Consider the following 18,805-nt stretch of genomic DNA (forward strand, 5'->3'; position numbering starts at 1 on the left):
AAGATAATTGTTTGATTATATGCTCTTTATAAGAATTGATGAGAATATGAGAAATGAAATTAAAAAATCTTCTCTAGTAAGCGATTTCTGATTGCTAGAGGTTATAACTTAACTTAGTAATTCTTTTGTAGCCAGACTCCCAACAGCTTGTCGGATATTTCATAATGATTTTGTTCCTGCGAGACTAGATTCTTTTCCAGTAATCCCTTGAGTGCAGCTTGTACGGAACTCGGAGTACTTAGCTTGTATTTTTTTATAAATTTTCCTGAAGTGACTCCGGTTGCTTTTTGTTCTTTTCCGATAGCAATCAGTACTTCTTTCTGTTTTTCCGGAAGGCGGGAGAAAATCTCCTGATATGTGAAGTCCTGCATCTGCAGGATATTGGTCAGGGCAATACTTTGGAGGGAACGATCACACACTTCCCCTTTTCCGGTCAGTATATATAATTCATTAAACATGAGTTGTACATACCAGGTATGTCCTTCAAAGAAATTATATACTTCGTCTATCAGTTCTTCTTCAATACGTTTCTTATTTTCAAGGAAAAGCCTTTCAACAAATGCCCTGTATGCCGTAAGCGGAATGCTCTTTAGTTGCATCATATTGACACTTTGATAAAAAGGTCGGGCCGGGCTGTTGAACATATTCATCATAATGTGTTTCTGGCTTCCGGCAAAGATGAAACGAGCATTTTGGCAATGCTGGACTTTAGTTCTCAATATGGCTTCTACATTCTTCTCTGTGTAATTGCCTATTTGCTGAAATTCGTCGATGGCTACGATACAAGGTTTATCAGCCTGTTCTAAATAAGCGAAGATTTCATCCAGTGTTGTTTCTGCAGTATGAATGTCTCCTAATCCAATATCGAAGGTGGGTTCTCCCGTAACAGAATCCAGTTTAAAACCTGCGCGCAGTGAGGAAATGACGGAGAAGAAACGTTCGATGAACTTCATTCCTTTGGGTTTGAGCTTCTCGAAAATCTCTTTTCCCAAAGCGAATACAAATTCCCTAAGGCTGGCTGTCGCATAAATATCAATGAAGAATGTATAGTAATGCTCTTTAATCTCATCCTGATAAAAGCAATGACGAATCAGACCTGTCTTTCCCATGCGACGCACAGAAATGATAACGACATTTCTTCCATTGGTTATGTTACGTATCAACTGTTCTGTTTCCACTTCGCGGTCACAAAAGTAATGGGGAGATAGGTATCCGCCTACGATAAAAGGGTTATTAACGATTGCCATACTGATTATTATAAATACAATTATTACAAATATAATAATTATGTTTATAATAAATCCGATTTACCTCCTCTTTTTAATAAACATTGTTTTTCTGCCTGCAATAATTTTCTCCTGAAAGCCGGAAGTTTCTGAAAGACTTTTATCTTTGCAACTATAATACATACGGCACTATGAAAAAAGTGATTCTGATTTTTGTGACAATCGTCCTTTCCGGTCTGCTTTATGCAAAAGATAATAAGAGTACCGATGCGTTACTTCGTGAGATTGATGGTATCATTAAAAACCGTCAGATCTATGGAGCGGAAAAGGAGGCGCGTATCGCTGACCTGAAGAAATTGTTGGCGGAGGCTACTTCCGATGAACAACGATATGGTTTTTGCGGACGTCTTTTCGATGAATACCGGGCTTATAATCTGGATTCGTCTTTTGTCTATGCTCAACGGAAAGAGGAACTGGCGCATCGCATGGATAAACTGGATTACCTGGATGATGCTGCCATGAATATGGCGGAAGTGATGGGAACTACCGGAATGTATAAAGAAGCGTTGGAACTATTGGGGCAGATTAATAAGAAAACGTTGCCCGATTATCTCTATGGTTACTATTATCATCTGTATCGCACTATTTACGGATTGATGGGAGATTATGCCGTTACGGAGAAAGTCAAGAAAGAGTATTATCGAATGACGGATCTGTATCGTGACTCTCTTCTGCAGGTCAACGCTTCCGACTCTTTGGGGCACGTATTGGTGATGGCGGATAAGTGTATCGTACATGCTCAATACGATGAAGCCATCCGTATGCTGATGGAATATTACAACAAACCTTCTTTGGATGACCATTCAAAAGCAATGCTTACTTATACTCTCTCCGAGGGTTACCGGTTGAAAGGCGACAAGCAGGGGCAAAAACATTACCTGGCCCTTTCGGCTATTGCCGACCTGAAATCGGCAGTAAAGGAATATGTATCTTTGCGCAAACTCGCTTCCCTTGTTTACGATGAAGGGGATATTGACCGTGCCTACAATTACCTGAAATGCTCCTTAGAGGATGCCACTCTTTGTAATGCCCGCCTTCGTACGTTAGAAATCTCGCAAGTCTTTCCTATCATTGACCAGGCTTACCAATTGAAAACCAAACGGCAGCAGCAGGAGATGAAAGTATCATTGATTTGTATCAGTTTGCTTTCCGTATTTTTGTTGGTTGCCATTTTCTTCGTTTACAAGCAGATGAAAAAGGTTGCTGCCGCACGTCGCGAAGTGGTTGATACCAATACGTTGTTGCAAGAACTGAACGAAGAACTTCACGACTCCAACTCGCAACTGAAAGAGATGAACCATACGCTTTCGGAAGCCAACTATATCAAGGAGGAATATATCGGCCGATATATGGACCAATGCTCCACTTATCTCGACAAGATGGATTTATACCGTCGTTCCCTAAATAAAATTGCCGCTGCCGGAAGAGTGGAAGAACTATATAAAGCCATTAAATCTTCTCAATTCCTTGACGAAGAACTGAAAGAGTTTTATGCAAATTTCGACATGACTTTCCTGCAACTCTTCCCCAATTTTGTGGAGGAATTTAATGCGCTGCTCACAGAACCCATGCAACCCAAACCGGGAGAACTGTTGAACACCGAACTCCGTATCTTTGCCCTTATCCGGCTGGGGATTACGGACAGTACCAAGATAGCGCAATTCCTCCGTTATTCCGTGACTACCATTTATAATTACCGGACCCGTGTCCGTAACAAAGCTTTGGGAGAAAGAGATGAATTTGAGACTAAAGTAATGCAAATAGGGAAGGTGGAAGAATAAGAAAATCACTACTTTTTTAGTCTGACTTCTATTTTATAAAGTTCTTATATTTAGTGGTTTATACTGTGAGGTACTGTGTAAATCACTATATTTTTGCTATCTGCTCAAAGAAGCAGTATGAAATGTGGATACTTTTGTTTCACGGTCATTTCAGCAATGACACAGAGAACGAAAACAAAAGTAACCCTAATATTAACTTTAAATTAATGTACATGAAACAGAGTATGAAGTCGAAAGGCTTTGAACGCCGCCTCTTATTAATAATGTGGGGCTTGTTCCTATCTCTTAGTGCATTCGCACAACAGATTTCAATAAAAGGACATGTAGTAGATGCCACAGGTGAACCGGTGATCGGTGCCAGTGTGGTGGAAGGACGTACAACGAATGGTACGATAACCGATGTAGACGGTAATTTCTCATTAAGCGTTCCGGCTAACAGCACGCTGACTATCTCTTTTGTCGGCTATAAAACGCAGACTGTTCCGGTGAACGGGAAAAACTCGTTGAAAGTAACCTTGCAGGAAGATACGGAAGTATTGGACGAAGTTGTTGTAGTAGGTTACGGAACGATGAAAAAGAGCGATTTGACTGGTGCCGTATCTTCTGTCGGAGTGAAGGACATCAAAGACTCTCCGGTAGCTAATATCGGTCAGGCAATGCAGGGAAAAGTATCCGGCGTGCAGATTATCGATGCCGGTAAGCCGGGTGATAATGTCACCATTAAAATCCGCGGTTTGGGTACGATCAATAACAGTAACCCGCTGATTGTCATTGACGGAATTCCTACCGACTTGGGATTGTCTTCCTTAAATATGGCTGATGTGGAACGGGTAGACGTATTGAAAGATGCTTCGGCAACAGCTATCTATGGTTCGCGTGGTGCCAACGGTGTGGTGATGATTACCAGCAAACGTGGTGCCGAAGGTGCCGGAAAAGTAACGGTAAACGCAAACTGGGCTATTCAGAACGCTACTAAAGTACCCGATATGCTGAATGCTGCGCAATATGCCGCTTTGAGCAATGATATGCTGTCTAATAATGATGATAATACAAACCCTTATTGGGCAGACCCTTCTTTATTGGGAACAGGAACGAACTGGCTGGATGAGATGCTACGTACGGGAGTGAAACAAAGTTATTCGGTTAGCTATTCCGGTGGTACGGAAAAGGCACATTACTATGTATCCGGCGGTTTCCTCGACCAGTCCGGTATCGTGGAAAGCGTTAATTACCGTCGTTTCAACTTTCAGGCAAATAGTGATGCCCAGGTTAATAAATGGTTGAAGTTCACTACTAATCTGACATTCAGTACGGACGTGAAAGAAGGAGGAACTTACAGCATCGGAGATGCGATGAAAGCACTCCCCACCCAGCCGGTGAAGAATGAAGACGGTAGCTGGAGCGGTCCCGGACAGGAAGCGCAATGGTATGGAAGTGTCCGCAATCCGATCGGTACGTTGTACATGATGACGAACGAGACGAAAGGATATAACTTTCTGGCAAATATCACCGGAGAGATTGCCTTTACCAAATGGTTGAAGTTGAAAAGCACCTTCGGTTATGACGCCAAATTCTGGTTTGTCGACAACTTTACTCCGGCTTACGACTGGAAACCGAATCCGGTAGAAGAATCCTCCCGCTATAAGAGTGACAACAAATCATTTACCTACCTGTGGGATAATTATTTTGTATTCGACCATACTTTCGCCCAAAAACATCGTGTAGGTGTGATGGCAGGTTCTTCCGCCCAGTGGAACAACTATGATTACCTGAATGCTCAAAAGAATATCTTCATGTTTGATAATATCCATGAAATGGACAACGGAGAGAAGATGTACAGCATCGGTGGCAGCCAGAGCGACTGGGCACTGCTTTCTCTGATGGCACGTCTCAACTATTCTTACGAAGATAAATACCTGCTTACAGCCACTGTGCGCCGTGACGGTTCTTCCCGCTTCGGTAAGAACAACCGTTGGGGAACATTCCCTTCCGTTTCTCTGGCATGGCGTATTTCGCAGGAAGAATGGTTCCCGAAAGACAACTCTCCGGTGAATGACCTCAAACTGCGTATCGGATACGGTGTGACCGGTAATCAGGAAATCGGTAACTACGGTTTTGTTGCTTCCTATAATACGGGAGTCTATCCTTTCGGCAACAACAACTCCACCGCTTTGGTATCTACCACCCTTTCCAATCCGAATATTCATTGGGAAGAGGTACGCCAAACCAACTTCGGTGTGGATATGAGCCTGTTCAATTCACGTGTCAACCTTTCGCTGGATGCCTACATCAAGAAGACGACTGACATGTTGGTGAAAGCTTCCATCCCTATCACCTCCGGTTTTGAAGATACTACTGAAACCTTTACCAATGCCGGCAAGATGCGCAACAAAGGGGTGGAGATGACCCTGCGCACCATCAACCTGAAAGGTCTTTTCTCTTGGGAATCTGCTTTAACGGCTACCTATAACAAGAATGAAATTCTGGACTTGAACAGCGAAACCCCGATGTTTATCAATCAGATGGGTAATTCATACGTGACTATGCTTAGAGCCGGTTATCCGATCAATGTATTCTACGGATACATGACCGACGGGCTTTTCCAAAACTGGGAGGAAGTAAACCGCCACGCCACCCAACCGGGAGCCGCTCCGGGGGATATCCGTTTCCGGGATTTGAATAACGATGGAGTCATCAACGATGAAGACCGTACCGTTATCGGTAACCCGAATCCGAATTGGTTCTTCTCTTTAAGCAATAATTTCTCTTATAAGGGCTGGGAACTCTCCGTTTTCCTGCAAGGCGTATCGGGAAACAAGATTTATAACGCCAACAATGTTGACAACGAAGGAATGGCAGCCGCTTACAACCAAACCACAGCCGTATTGAACCGCTGGACGGGTGAAGGTACCAGCAACTCTATGCCCCGCGCCATTTGGGGAGACCCGAACCAGAACTGCCGTGTATCCGACAGATTTGTGGAAAACGGTTCCTATCTCCGTCTGAAGAATATCACGCTTTCGTATACACTGCCCAAAAAGTGGATGCAAAAGATTCAACTGGAAAATGCCCGCATCTCTTTCTCTTGCGAGAATGTAGCAACTATCACCGGATATTCCGGCTTCGACCCGGAAGTGGATATTAATGGCATCGACAGCAGCCGTTACCCGATTTCACGCACCTTCAGTATGGGCTTGAACTTTAACTTTTAAATCAGGAGAAAGAATATGAAAAAGATAATAACTTTAGTATTTATGTCTGCCGTGCTGGCATTGACATCGTGCAACGACTTCTTGGATAAATATCCTAAATATGGCGTCGATCCCGAGTCGGAAGTGACGAATGAGATTGCTGTGGCACTGACTACTGCCTGCTACAAGACTCTTCAGTCATCTAATATGTATAACCAGCGTATTTGGAGCCTCGACATCATTGCAGGCAACAGTGAAGTAGGAGCCGGAGGAGGTACTGACGGTTTGGAGACTGTTCAGGCTTCCAATTTCATTGCCCAGAGCGATAACGGCTTTGCCTTGTATGTATGGCGTTCTCCGTGGGTTGGGATCGGACGTTGCAACATCGTGCTTTCCAATTTGCCTTCAGCATCTATCTCCAATGAGATAAAGACCCGTTGCATGGGTGAGGCTTATTTCCTGCGTGCACATTATTATTATATTCTGGTTCGTTTGTACGGAGGGGTGCCTTTGCGCTTGGAGCCGTTTGAACCGGGAGAATCTGCGGATATTGCCCGTAATACGGTAGATGAGGTATATGCTCAAATTCTTTCCGACTGCAAAAATGCAGTGAATATGCTTCCTCCGAAAAGCAGTTATGGAGATGCTGACAGGGGACGTGCCTGCAAAGAGGCTGCAATGGCGATGCTGGCGGATATTTACCTGACATTGGCTCCCAACCATCGCGACTATTATAGTGAAGTAGTGACCTTGTGCAATAACATTGCTGCAATGGGATATGATCTGACTCAATGCAATTATGCCGATAACTTTAATGCGACGATCAATAATGGTGCGGAATCTCTCTTCGAAGTGCAATACTCCGGTAGTACGGAATATGACTTTTGGGGCGGCGATAATCAAGCATCCTGGTTGTCTACTTTCATGGGACCACGTAATTCGGGTATGGTAGCCGGTGCTTATGGATGGAACCTGCCTACGGAAGAGTTTGTCAAGCAATACGAGGACGGTGATTTGCGGAAAGACATCACTGTGTTGTATCAGGGTTGTCCTGCTTTTGATGGTATGGAATACAAACGTTCCTGGTCCAATACGGGTTATAACGTACGTAAGTTCCTTGTGTCGAAAACCGTCTCTCCGGAGTATAATACCAACCCCAACAACTTTGTAGTATACCGTTATGCGGATGTCTTACTGAAGAAAGCGGAAGCTTTGAATGAGCAGGGACATCCGGATCAGGCTGCCGAACCATTGAATATCGTTCGTAAGCGTGCCGGACTGACAGAGCTGCCGACCACTCTGACGCAGACCGAAATGAGAGAAAAGATTATTCACGAACGTCGGATGGAACTTGCTTTTGAGGGACACCGCTGGTTCGATATGATCCGGGTTGATAATGGAAATTATGCATTGACATTCCTGAAATCTATCGGTAAGAATAATGTGACCAAAGAACGTCTCCTGTTGCCTATTCCGCAGACGGAGATGGACTCCAATCACCTGATGACTCAAAATCCCGGTTATTAATCCGTTTTATAATCATTCATTTAGACAAATAATATGATGAAGAAATATATATATCAGTTGTTATGCTCTCTTTTCATCGGCGCAACGATGGTTGCCTGTACCGAGGATTATATGGAGACAGATAAAGGACATGATACCCTCACCCTTTCGGTGAATCAGCAGGAGTTGGTGTTGAACGAAAAGAACCATAGTCAGGAGGCGCTGGCGCTTTCATGGACTACCGGAACGAATTATGGAAGCGGTAACCGTATCTCTTATACGCTGGAACTGGCGAAAGCCGGAACGGACTTTGCGAATCCTTATTCGGTAGATTTGGGTACGGGAACGTATCAATGGACTAAGAAAGTGGAAGAACTTAACCAATTTCTGCATACGCAGTTCGGTATCGGTTATGCCGTGAAAGCGGAGTTGGAAGCACGTATCACAGCGGTTGTTGCCGGAATGGAAGATCAGAAACAGATTGCGACGGCTGCCTTTACGGTGACTACTTACCAGCCGGTTACTACGACGCTTTACCTGATTGGTGATGCTACTCCGAACGGATGGAGCGCCGATAACGCAACGGCAATGGAACGTACGGATAACGGACAATTTACATGGACAGGAAAGCTGAATACCGGATCGTTTAAATTTATAACGACCTTAGGAGAATTCCTGCCGTCGTACAACCGTGATGCTACTGCCGAAGAAGGATTCAAACTGACCTACCGTACATCGGGTGACCAACCGGACGAACAGTTCACAATCAGTAAAGAAGCAACTTATATCGTAAAAGCAAACCTGCTCGACCTGACATTGACACTTACCGAAACGGAAGATATTGGCTGGAGATATGAGGAGTTTTTCATTGTCGGTTCGTTTACGGGTAACAATGGTTGGGGATTTGAAGCACTGTCTAAAGATGCTGTCCAAATGGATCTGTTCCATTATGGAGCCGTGATTCCCTGGAAGGCGGACGGAGAATTTAAATTCGCTTCTGTGACAGATTTCGGTCAGGCGGATGCTTTCTTCCATCCTACCATGGCTAATGCTCCGTACACTTCGACATCCGTAGTGCTTGGAGGTGACGATAATAAATGGCAGATGAAGGAAGCCGAATGTGGCAAGCCTTATAAAGTATGGTTCTACACAGGAAAGGGAAAAGAAAAGATGCTGATGCGTCCGTTCACTCCTTACGAAGGGCTGTATCTGGTGGGTGAGGCAACTCCGAACGGATGGGATTTAGGCAATGCTACTCCGATGACGAAGAGTGCCGACAGTCCTTACATCTTTACCTGGAGCGGCACACTGAAAACAGGTGAGATGAAGATTTCCTGCGACAAGCAGTCAGACTGGAACGGGGATTGGTTTATGGCGGATAAGAGCAACAAGGCTCCGACGGGAGAAGTAGAAACGGCATTGTTTGTTGCTAAGTCGGATGCGGAATTGAGCAGTATGTATCCGGATACAGATTTGGGTAGTTTGGATTATAAATGGAATATTCAGGAAGCCGGTTCTTATCGGATTACGATTGACCAGTTGAAAGAGACGATTTCGATTGTGAAACAATAAAACAAGAATTCAAGATGAAGAAAATAATATATTTGGTGGCTGCTTTCCTGTGTATGGCTTGCAGTGACGATCATGGGTCGAACCAAGAGAATGGAGGAGCTTCGGGCAGTGTCACCGAAGTGACTCCGGTAACATCGGATTTAAGTGTGGACCTGTCTACGGATAAGGCTTTCTATAAACCGGGGGAGAAAGTGGTATTTACAGCAGAAGCTGCGTTGCCTGCCGGAACTAAAGTTCGTTATCGTCTTTTAGGGGAGGTTGTCGGAGAAGAGTCGGTGGTAAATGGTACCAGTTGGACATGGCAACCGCCTACTACTGATTTCAAAGGATATATGGCGGAACTGTACCGTCAGGAGAATGGTACAGATGTGATTGTCGGTACGATTGCGGTAGATGTATCCAGTGATCCGGCACGTTTTCCGCGTTATGGTTTTGTCGCTGATTTCAGTCGGGAGAAGACAGCCGAAAAGACACAGGAAGAGATGGCGTATCTGAATCGTCATCACATCAATTGGGTACAGTTTCAGGACTGGCATAATAAACATCACTGGCCGTTGGGCGGTACACGTACGCAGTTGGACGAAGTATATATGGACATCGCTAACCGGGAGGTTTATACAAGTTCGGTGAAAAATTACATTGAAGCGCAGCATCGTTTCGGTATGAAGTCTATGTTTTACAATCTTTGTTTCGGGGCGTTGAAGGATGCCGCTGCGGACGGGGTGAAGGAGGAATGGTATTTGTTTAAGGATGCTTCTCACACTACTAAAGACAGTCATGATCTGCCGGGCGGATGGAAAAGTAATATTTATCTGGTAGATCCTTCTAATAAGGAATGGCAGAAATATTTGAACGAGAGGAATGATGATGTATATGTGAACTTTGCCTTCGACGGCTATCAGATAGACCAGTTGGGACGACGCAGCACGCTTTACAATTACAACGGTATTCCGGTCAATCTGCGTGAGGGATATGCTTCTTTTATTGAAGCGACGAAGCAGGCTCATCCGGACAAGAGTTTGGTGATGAATGCGGTCAGCCGTTACGGTGCCCGTCAGATAGGAGAGACAGGTAAAGTTGATTTCTTCTATAATGAAGTGTGGGCGGATGAGGCTGATTTTACCAATCTGAAAGCCATTCTTTATGAAAATGGAGTCTATGGTAATTATCAGTTGAATACGGTTTTTGCAGCTTATATGAATTATAATAAAGCGGATAACCGGGGAGAATTTAATACGCCGGGTATCTTATTGACAGATGCTGTCATGTTTGCTTTGGGTGGTTCGCACCTGGAGTTGGGAGGCGATCACATGTTGTGCAAAGAGTACTTTCCGAATGAGAACCTGACAATGAGCGAAGAACTGAAAACAGCGATGGTTCGTTATTATGATTTCCTGACTTCTTATCAAAATCTGCTTCGTGACGGTGGTACGGAGAATAGTGTTTCCATGAATTGTACTAATGGCGAAATGAGATTGAATAGTTGGCCTCCTCAACAGGGATCGGTTACTACTTATGCCAAGCAGGTAGGTGGCAAGCAAGTGATACATCTTCTTAATTTCTCGCAAGCGAACAGCCTTAGTTGGAGAGATGTGGACGGTACGATGCCGGAACCGGCTCTGATTACAAAAGCGGCTTTGCAGATGAATCTGTCGGCAAAGGTGAATAAGCTGTGGGTAGCGTCGCCGGATGTACACGGAGGAGCTTTGCAGGAATTGGCCTTTACACAGGAGAACGGGGTTGTCTCATTTACATTGCCTTCCCTGAAATATTGGACGATGATTGTGGCTGAATAAAGCGGCTGCTACAGAATAACTAAAATGATAGGTATGATGATTAGATATAGATTATGGGTATGGGTGTTGTGCCTGGTATTTCCAACATGGGTTTGGGCGGAAAATGAGACACGTACATGCACTTCTTTTACACAGCAGGGACGTCAGGTGACTTTTCACTTGGCGGACAGTGCCGCCTTGCAATTGCAACTGTGCAGCTCTTCCGTCGTGAAAATCTGGTTCTCACCCGACGGGCAATTGCAACGAAGAAATGCTTCGTTTGCAGTGATTAATGAAGAACTGGAAGAGGTAGGAACTATTCATGTGGATGAACAGGCGGCCTGTTATGAGATATTTACTCCGAAGTTGCGTATCCGGGTGAATAAATCTCCGATGAGTCTTCAGATATTCGATAAATATCAGAAACTTCTGTTTAGCGATTATGCCGATAAAGGCCATGTCAGTGAAGGAACGAAGAAGGTGGAATATAAAGTGCTTCGTCGTGACGAGCACTTCTTCGGACTTGGTGAGAAAGCGGGAAAGATGGATCGTCGTGGCGAGTCTTATAAGATGTGGAATAGTGACAAACCTTGTTATAGCGTGGTAGAAGATCCTCTTTACAAGAGTATTCCTTTCTTTATGAGCAATTACCGGTATGGTATTTTCTTTGATAACACCTATAAGACGGAATTCAAATTCGGAACGGAAAGCCGTGATTATTACAGCTTTGAAGCGCCGAACGGGGAAATGGTATATTACTTTATCTTCGGTAAAGACTATAAAGAAATCATCAGCCAATACGTCGGACTGACGGGAAAACCTATCATGCCGCCGAAATGGGCGTTGGGTTTTGCTCAATGCCGCGGTCTGTTGACAAGCGAAAAGCTAAGTCGTGAGATAGCCGAAGGCTACCGGAAACGGGGAATCCCTTGTGATATTATCTATCAGGATATCGGCTGGACAGAATATTTGCAGGATTTCGAATGGCGCAAAGGAAACTATGAAAACCCCAAAAAGATGCTTTCGGATTTGAAAGAGATGGGTTTTAAGGTAGTCGTATCTCAAGACCCGGTAATTGCACAAGCCAACAAAAAACAATGGGAAGAAGCAGACCGTCTGGGCTATTTTGTAAAGGACAATACGAACGGCAAAAGCTACGATATGCCCTGGCCGTGGGGTGGAAACTGCGGAGTGGTAGACTTTACCCTGCCTGCCGTAGCCGACTGGTGGGGAACTTATCAGCAGAAACCGATTGACGATGGTGTCTCCGGCTTCTGGACAGATATGGGCGAACCTGCCTGGAGTAACGAAGAGCAGACGGAACGCCTGGTGATGAAGCACCATCTCGGTATGCACGATGAAATCCATAACGTCTATGGCCTGACCTGGGACAAAGTGGTGAAGGAGCAATTTGAAAAGAGGAATCCGGACCGTCGTGTTTTCCAAATGACCCGTGCTGCTTATGCCGGATTGCAACGTTATACGTTCGGCTGGACGGGTGATAGCGGAAACGGAGACGACGTATTGCAAGGTTGGGGACAATTAGCCAATCAGATTCCTGTAATGCTTTCCGCAGGTTTGGGATTAATCCCATTTTCTTCCTGTGATATTACCGGTTACTGTGGGGATATTGAGGATTATCCGGCTATGGCGGAACTCTATACCCGTTGGATTCAATTCGGTGCATTCAATCCTTTGAGCCGTATTCATCATGAGGGAGATAATCCGGTGGAACCATGGCTTTTCGGACCGGAAGCGGAAAAGAACGCGAAAGCAGCTATCGAACTGAAATATCGTTTGTTGCCGTATATCTACACTTACGCCCGCGAAGCGTATGATACAGGATTGCCTATCATGCGGCCTCTGTTTCTCGAATATCCAATGGATATGGAAACTTTCTCTACGGATGCTCAATTCATGTTCGGTCGTGAATTGTTGGTAGCCCCTGTGGTGAAGAAAGGTGCCCGCACAAAGAACGTGTATCTTCCCGAAGGTACATGGATAGACTACAACAACAAGCAGACAGTCTACACCGGAGAGCAGTGGACTACGGTTGATGCTCCCTTGTCTTCTGTTCCTATGTTTGTGAAGCAAGGTTCTATCATCCCCACCATGCCGGTGATGAACTACACCCATGAGAAACCGGTATATCCACTTACTTTTGAAATCTTTCCCGCACAGGAAGGTGCACAGGCTGCCTTTACTCTCTACGAAGATGAAGGAGAAGACTTAGGATACCAACGTGATGAATTTGTCAAAACACCGATTATTTGCGGCACTCTGGCAAATGGATATGAATTGACTGTCTCTGCCCGTGAAGGAAAAGGATACACTGTCCCCGGTCCGAGAAATCTGCTGTTCCGTATTTATTCTGCGAAAGCCCCGAAAGAGTTAGCTGTCAAAGGAAAGAAGATAAAGAAAACTAAACCGGAACGTTTGGAAGATAATTTAGAGAATGATACTGAAACTGTGGCGTGGAGTTGGGATAAAGAAACTGGTGTCTGTAGTGTGCGAATGCCTGATAAGGGTATTGATGAGCAGGTTATGATTATCTCCAAATAGTAGACAGAGACAAAATAGAGGGAAGTACAGCCCTAGTCATGTATTCCCTGTTTATTGGGCATATATATCCAGCATCTTGGGTATATATGCCCACCATGGTGAATATATATGCCTACCACGCTGGATATATATACAACAAACTATGAAGTACAACCTTAAACTTTAGGGAAGTATCGTGAATGGCGGAGGTAAAAACAATCTCTACCATTCACGATTTTTTCTAATTAGTGTTTTTTCTAAAATTTCAGAACCGCTTTTACCGGGAAATGATCCGAAGGAATATGAGATTCATACTTTCCAGTAGTTTCATTCTTGGTACGATAAGTATCCGTTAATACACCGTATTTCTCTACAGTAAAATTGGGGGTTACGAAGATATGGTCAATACGGTTTGGAGTATATGTGTTCGGATTCCAGCCTGTACATGTCCCATTAGTTGCATATCTCATTTGAGCTACCTCGTAAGAATCTGATAATATTCCGGATTCATGAAGAACCTGATAACTTTCGCTAGTTTGGTCTACATTGAAATCACCTGTTAGTATAACGGGATCTTTGCCACACATTTCCTTAATTTTGCTAATAACCAGTTTGGCACTTTCTCGACGGGCTACCACTCCGATATGATCCATGTGCAGATTAAAGAACCAGAATTTGAACTTACCGGTTTTGTCTTTGAATTCTCCCCATGTGCAGATGCGGGTATAAGCAGCATCCCATCCTTTATTGGGCTTTGTAGTGTCTTCCGACAACCAGAAGTTGCCGGACTTGAGTAGTTTGAACTTATCTTTCCGATAGAAAATAGGTGCATATTCCCCTTTCGTCTTGCCGTCATCCCGTCCTACACCTATGTAACTGTATGTAGGTAGAGCATTGAGCATATCCTCCAGTTGATTATGCTTTACTTCCTGCGCTCCAAAAATATCGAAATCATGGAAAGTGATTAACTGTGTAAGTATTGGGTAGCGTTGCTCCCATCCATTTCCGGCTTTGGCATCGTTCGGGTTACTGTTTCGTACGTTGTAGGAGGCTACATTCAGTTGCTGTGCATTCAGTATTGACGCACCGAAGAGCGTCAATACAATAAAAAGTTTTCTCATTGTTTTTTATTGTTAGATGGTTATTTAATATCTTTTTTTTCTGTTCGTTCGCTTCTGTATTCTTTGGGCGATGTATTGTATAATTTAGTAAATTCCCGGTAGAAATACGACTTGTTGGAGAAGCCTGATTTATACATGATTTCGGTGACGGTGAGCTTGGTAGTCTTTAGCAACCCGGCAGCATATTCCAGGCGGATGGTACGGACAAATTCGCTTGGGGTCTTTTCTGTTAATTCTTTGAGTTTGCGATACAATCCTGCTTTGCTCACTCCTATAAAGTCTGCTAGAGAATCCGGATTCATGGATTCATCGTCAATATTATCTTCAATGAACTTGATAATCTTGTTTAGTAATAGCTCATCTTCTTTGTGCATGGTGATTCCATCTCTTACAATAAGAGAAGAACGGCCCGATTTGAAATACTCTTTCATCAGAGAATATTTATTAATCATATTCTCTACTGCACTCAACACATGCCTTGGATGGAAAGGCTTCGGGATATACAGATCTGTACCATGATTATAAGCATTGATTTGGTCTTCAATAGAGTTTTTGGCAGAGATGTGGATAACAGGAATGTGCATTGTCCGTTCATTAGATTTCAATATGTCTGTCAGTGTAATACCATCTAGTTTAGGCATTAACACATCGCTGATAATGATGTCCGGTTGTTTTTGCTCTACTTCTTTCAGTGCCTCTTCTCCATTGCCAGCTTCGCGAACCTGATAGTAGGGAAGCAGAATATCTTTCAACAGTTCCCGGATATTCTTTTCGTCTTCTACAATCAGTATGGTAATTTCTTTCTGCTTAGGAATGAAAAGCATTTCACTGACCTCTGTTTCTTCTTCTGTAGGCTGACTTTCTTTTTCGGTATTCACGTGCATAGGAGGCAGGGATACATTGAATTCTACATATTCTCCCAAAGTACTTTCTATAGTGATTTCTCCACCTAATAATTCAGTCAGGCTTTTGGTTAGGTTCAGACCCACTCCGGTACTCCCGGCATGCTTCAGCTTACTGCTCTCGAAAATCTTAAAGCGACTGAATATTTCGCTCGTTTGCTTCTCAGTCAATCCCTTACCAGAGTTGCGTATACGGAAATGTAATGTTCCGGTAGTGGCATTCTGTCTTATTTCAGCATGAATATATCCTCCGGACGGTGTATATTTGAATGCGTTAGATAATAAGTTGAATATAATTTTCTCCAGCGAATTCCGGTCTGTAGTAAAAGACGACACTTCTTTACTTTTGAAACTAAAGTCTATTTTATTCTCTTCAGCAATTTCAGTATAGTTGTCTGACACATAATCAACGAGTAGGTGAATATCTACTTTCTCTGCATAGATAGCTGTATGTCCCGATTCTGCTTTCCGAAACTCCATTAGTTCGTTGATGAGTTTCTGCATCCGGTCGGCATTGTTCTTGATGATGTAGATATACCTTTTCGTATAACTGTCAAGGTCTGCTTTTTCCAGCAGATGCTGTGCCGGACCATATATCAGTGTTAGCGGAGTGAAGAACTCATGTGCCACGTTCGTAAAGAAGTTCAACTTCGATTCATGAATACGTTGTTGATTTTGCTTTTCAATATGTTCTAGTAAAATCTGGCGATTCAGTCGGATACGATTCTTGATGACAGACTGTGTTATATAAATAGCAATAGCAATTAAAATAAAATAGATAATAAAGGCAGTAGTACTTAGCCACCAGGGATAGGCGACATCCAGATGAAGAGAGTAGATTTGATTGCTCCATACACGGTCACCATTAGTACATTTTACTTCCAATTTATATTTCCCCGGAGGAAGTTTGGTGATGACGATATTGGGGTTGTTTTCGTTGTAAATCCATTCATCAGCGAAGTCAATAATCCGATAACTAAATTCGCAGTTCTCGTTGTTGATAAAGTCGTGTGTTGTGAACCCTAATGTAAGGTAAGGTTCGTCATAGGCAAGCCGGAGCGTATGATTAAGAATACGCTCGTAAATGTTTTGGCTGGTGTTATTAATTTTTAGACTATTCAAACTTAGAGTAGCAATATGGTCCCGTAAATGTATTTTGTTCTCATCGAAATAGTTCAGCCCACTGACTCCTCCGAAATACAACCATCCTGCTTTATCCTTAAAAATCGCTCCATCGGAAAATTCATCATTTTGTAATCCGTTTCTGGAAGAATAGTTAGTAATCTTTCCCGAAGATAGATTGATAAAAGAGATACCTTGATTGGTACTTGCCCAGATATTACCGTTTTCATCTTTTAGAATACCGTGAATCGTATTGTTGGGCAGTCCGTTATGATCCGTATATTCCATAATAGATGGCGGAATGTCTGCCGGAAACAATCGATTGAGGCCGTAACTGGTGCCTACCCAAATGCTGGCAGAATCTCCTTTGGTCAGATAGAGTATATCGTTGTTGGTTAGGGATAAAGTAGAGTCTATCTCATGAATTTGTTGGAAACATTCGGATGTGATATCGAACTTATTGATTCCGCCGCCTCGTGTGCCTAGCCAAAGTTCATTTTCATTATACCCGGCAATGACCGAATAAATGATGTTATTACTTGGTGAGGAAGGTCCGGGAGATTTATATTGTTTCATTTCTGTCACTTTATAACTTTTTCCTTCCCTTTGCAAGCTTAGTTTGATAAGTCCATAGCCGGAAGTGCCCAACCATAATAGTGAGTCGTTATGAGTGAACAGGATGCTGTATACAGCTTTGAAAGTCGGATATTCAGCAGGAATATTTAACTTCTTTACCTGACTGCTATTAAGTGGAATATAATTGATGCCCGTTCCCTCGGTCCCGATAAATATGTCTCCGGACATATTTTTTCGGATAGTATAGACAGAATTGGAAATCAATCCGTTGTCGGTTGACAGATAAGGTTCGACCTGCCGTTTCTGTTTGTCAAGCAGCAAAATTCCTTCTCCTTTGGTTCCCACGAGTATATTACCATTATCTTCTTCGCAAAAACAACGTACGGGATAATCAGTTTTTATGGTGTGGAATGGAGAACTGTGTTCATAGACTTCCAATACTCCTTGCCCGTCGGTGCCTACCCAGAGTATATTCTGCGAACCGATGTAGATGGTGAAAATGGGTGCTTTCGCTGGTAATTGAGGTAATTCCGTTGAAGTATTATCTTTCAGATTATACCTGATACATCCCCCTTCGATAAAGCTGATGAGAAGATACTCTTTGTGACAGATAACTTGCGAAACCGTTTTATTTTCCGGAATATCTATGCTATTCAGTATGCGGTTGTCCAAAGAAACGGTTAATGTCCGGTCATCGTTAATGATAAGATAATCTTGAGAAAGATAAATGCCGGAAATGAAAGCAGGTTGTTTGATTTCTTTTTTGAACGAGAGTTCGAGATTAGAGCTATGGACAGATAGTTGATAATGTAATAATTGTCCATGTTCTGTGAGGAAGAATACTTGGTCTTTGGCATCAATAACGAAGTTTTTGATGCCATCAGGCAGATTATTTTTCAATGGAACAAAGTCCTGTTTCCGGTCGTCAAAATAGAATAAACCTTGTTCTTTCACATAGCAGATAATGTATTTGCCGGAAGTGATACCCAGTAGGAATGATTTCTCTTGTTTGGGCGGATTGTTCTGCGTACCTAAATAATAAGGAGTAAATTGCTGTGTGGAACGTTTCCACCGGTTGACGCCATAGTCGGTAGATACCCACAATACAGAGTCATTTTGCTCGATAATTTGCCAGACCACATTGTTACTGATAGATCCTGCATTTTTATTATAAGAATAGGTTTTAAAGCTACGTCCGTTGTAGGCATTCAGCCCGTCCCATGTTCCTACCCAAAGCGTATGTTCCGAATCTTCCAGAAAACAATTCACTGAATTATTGGATAACCCGTCTGCATTCGAAATCTGTTTCACTACATTTTGGGAATGTAATAAAACAGGCATCAGGCATGAATAAATAAGGATGCAGATGTAGCGGAAATATGAGTGCTTTCGTAGAATCATGTCGCAAAGATAGAGAGGAAAAATAAGAAAA

9 protein-coding genes are annotated in these 18,805 nt (G+C 43.2%); 6 read left to right on the top strand and 3 right to left on the bottom strand.

Annotated features, from left to right (window positions below):
* Positions 1–113: 113 nt before the first annotated feature.
* Positions 114–1,247, bottom strand: coding sequence for an ATP-binding protein (locus KTR06_RS05050; RefSeq protein WP_120070871.1), 1,134 nt, complete (start codon positions 1,245–1,247; stop codon positions 114–116).
* Positions 1,248–1,417: 170 nt separating this feature from the next.
* Here KTR06_RS05050 and KTR06_RS05055 point away from each other — a divergent pair, with 170 nt between their 5' ends.
* From KTR06_RS05055 to KTR06_RS05080, 6 genes are all read left to right on the top strand, one after another.
* Positions 1,418–3,067, top strand: coding sequence for a DUF6377 domain-containing protein (locus tag KTR06_RS05055; RefSeq protein ID WP_120070868.1), 1,650 nt, complete (start codon positions 1,418–1,420; stop codon positions 3,065–3,067).
* A 212-nt stretch (positions 3,068–3,279) separates the two neighbouring features.
* The gene (locus KTR06_RS05060; protein WP_120070894.1) at positions 3,280–6,279 is read left to right on the top strand and encodes a TonB-dependent receptor; all 3,000 of its coding nucleotides are present in this window, start codon (positions 3,280–3,282) and stop codon (positions 6,277–6,279) included.
* A 42-nt stretch (positions 6,280–6,321) separates the two neighbouring features.
* Entirely contained in the window at positions 6,322–7,785 is a 1,464-nt protein-coding gene (locus KTR06_RS05065) for a RagB/SusD family nutrient uptake outer membrane protein (RefSeq protein ID WP_371414144.1), read from the top strand.
* Between the two features lie 36 nt (positions 7,786–7,821).
* Positions 7,822–9,336: a SusF/SusE family outer membrane protein gene (locus KTR06_RS05070; protein WP_120070891.1), complete on the top strand. Its 1,515-nt coding sequence runs from the start codon at positions 7,822–7,824 to the stop codon at positions 9,334–9,336.
* Positions 9,337–9,350: 14 nt separating this feature from the next.
* The gene (locus tag KTR06_RS05075) at positions 9,351–11,132 is read left to right on the top strand and encodes a glycoside hydrolase family 66 protein (protein ID WP_120070865.1); all 1,782 of its coding nucleotides are present in this window, start codon (positions 9,351–9,353) and stop codon (positions 11,130–11,132) included.
* Positions 11,133–11,168: 36 nt separating this feature from the next.
* Positions 11,169–13,673, top strand: a complete 2,505-nt coding sequence (locus KTR06_RS05080) for a glycoside hydrolase family 31 protein (protein ID WP_217290032.1) — start codon at positions 11,169–11,171, stop codon at positions 13,671–13,673.
* Between the two features lie 236 nt (positions 13,674–13,909).
* On the opposite strand, the gene KTR06_RS05085 is transcribed toward KTR06_RS05080, so the two are convergent.
* Positions 13,910–14,773 (bottom strand): endonuclease/exonuclease/phosphatase family protein, encoded by an 864-nt coding sequence (locus KTR06_RS05085; protein ID WP_117809039.1) that lies wholly within the window; start codon positions 14,771–14,773, stop codon positions 13,910–13,912.
* 20 nt (positions 14,774–14,793) lie between these two features.
* A complete protein-coding gene (locus KTR06_RS05090) occupies positions 14,794–18,774 on the bottom strand; it encodes a hybrid sensor histidine kinase/response regulator transcription factor (protein WP_182019481.1) in 3,981 nt (1,326 codons plus the stop codon).
* Positions 18,775–18,805 lie beyond the last annotated feature (31 nt).

Origin of the sequence: Bacteroides sp. MSK.20.12 (assembly GCF_019052435.1) — a bacterium.
GTDB classification, from domain to species: domain Bacteria; phylum Bacteroidota; class Bacteroidia; order Bacteroidales; family Bacteroidaceae; genus Bacteroides; species Bacteroides xylanisolvens.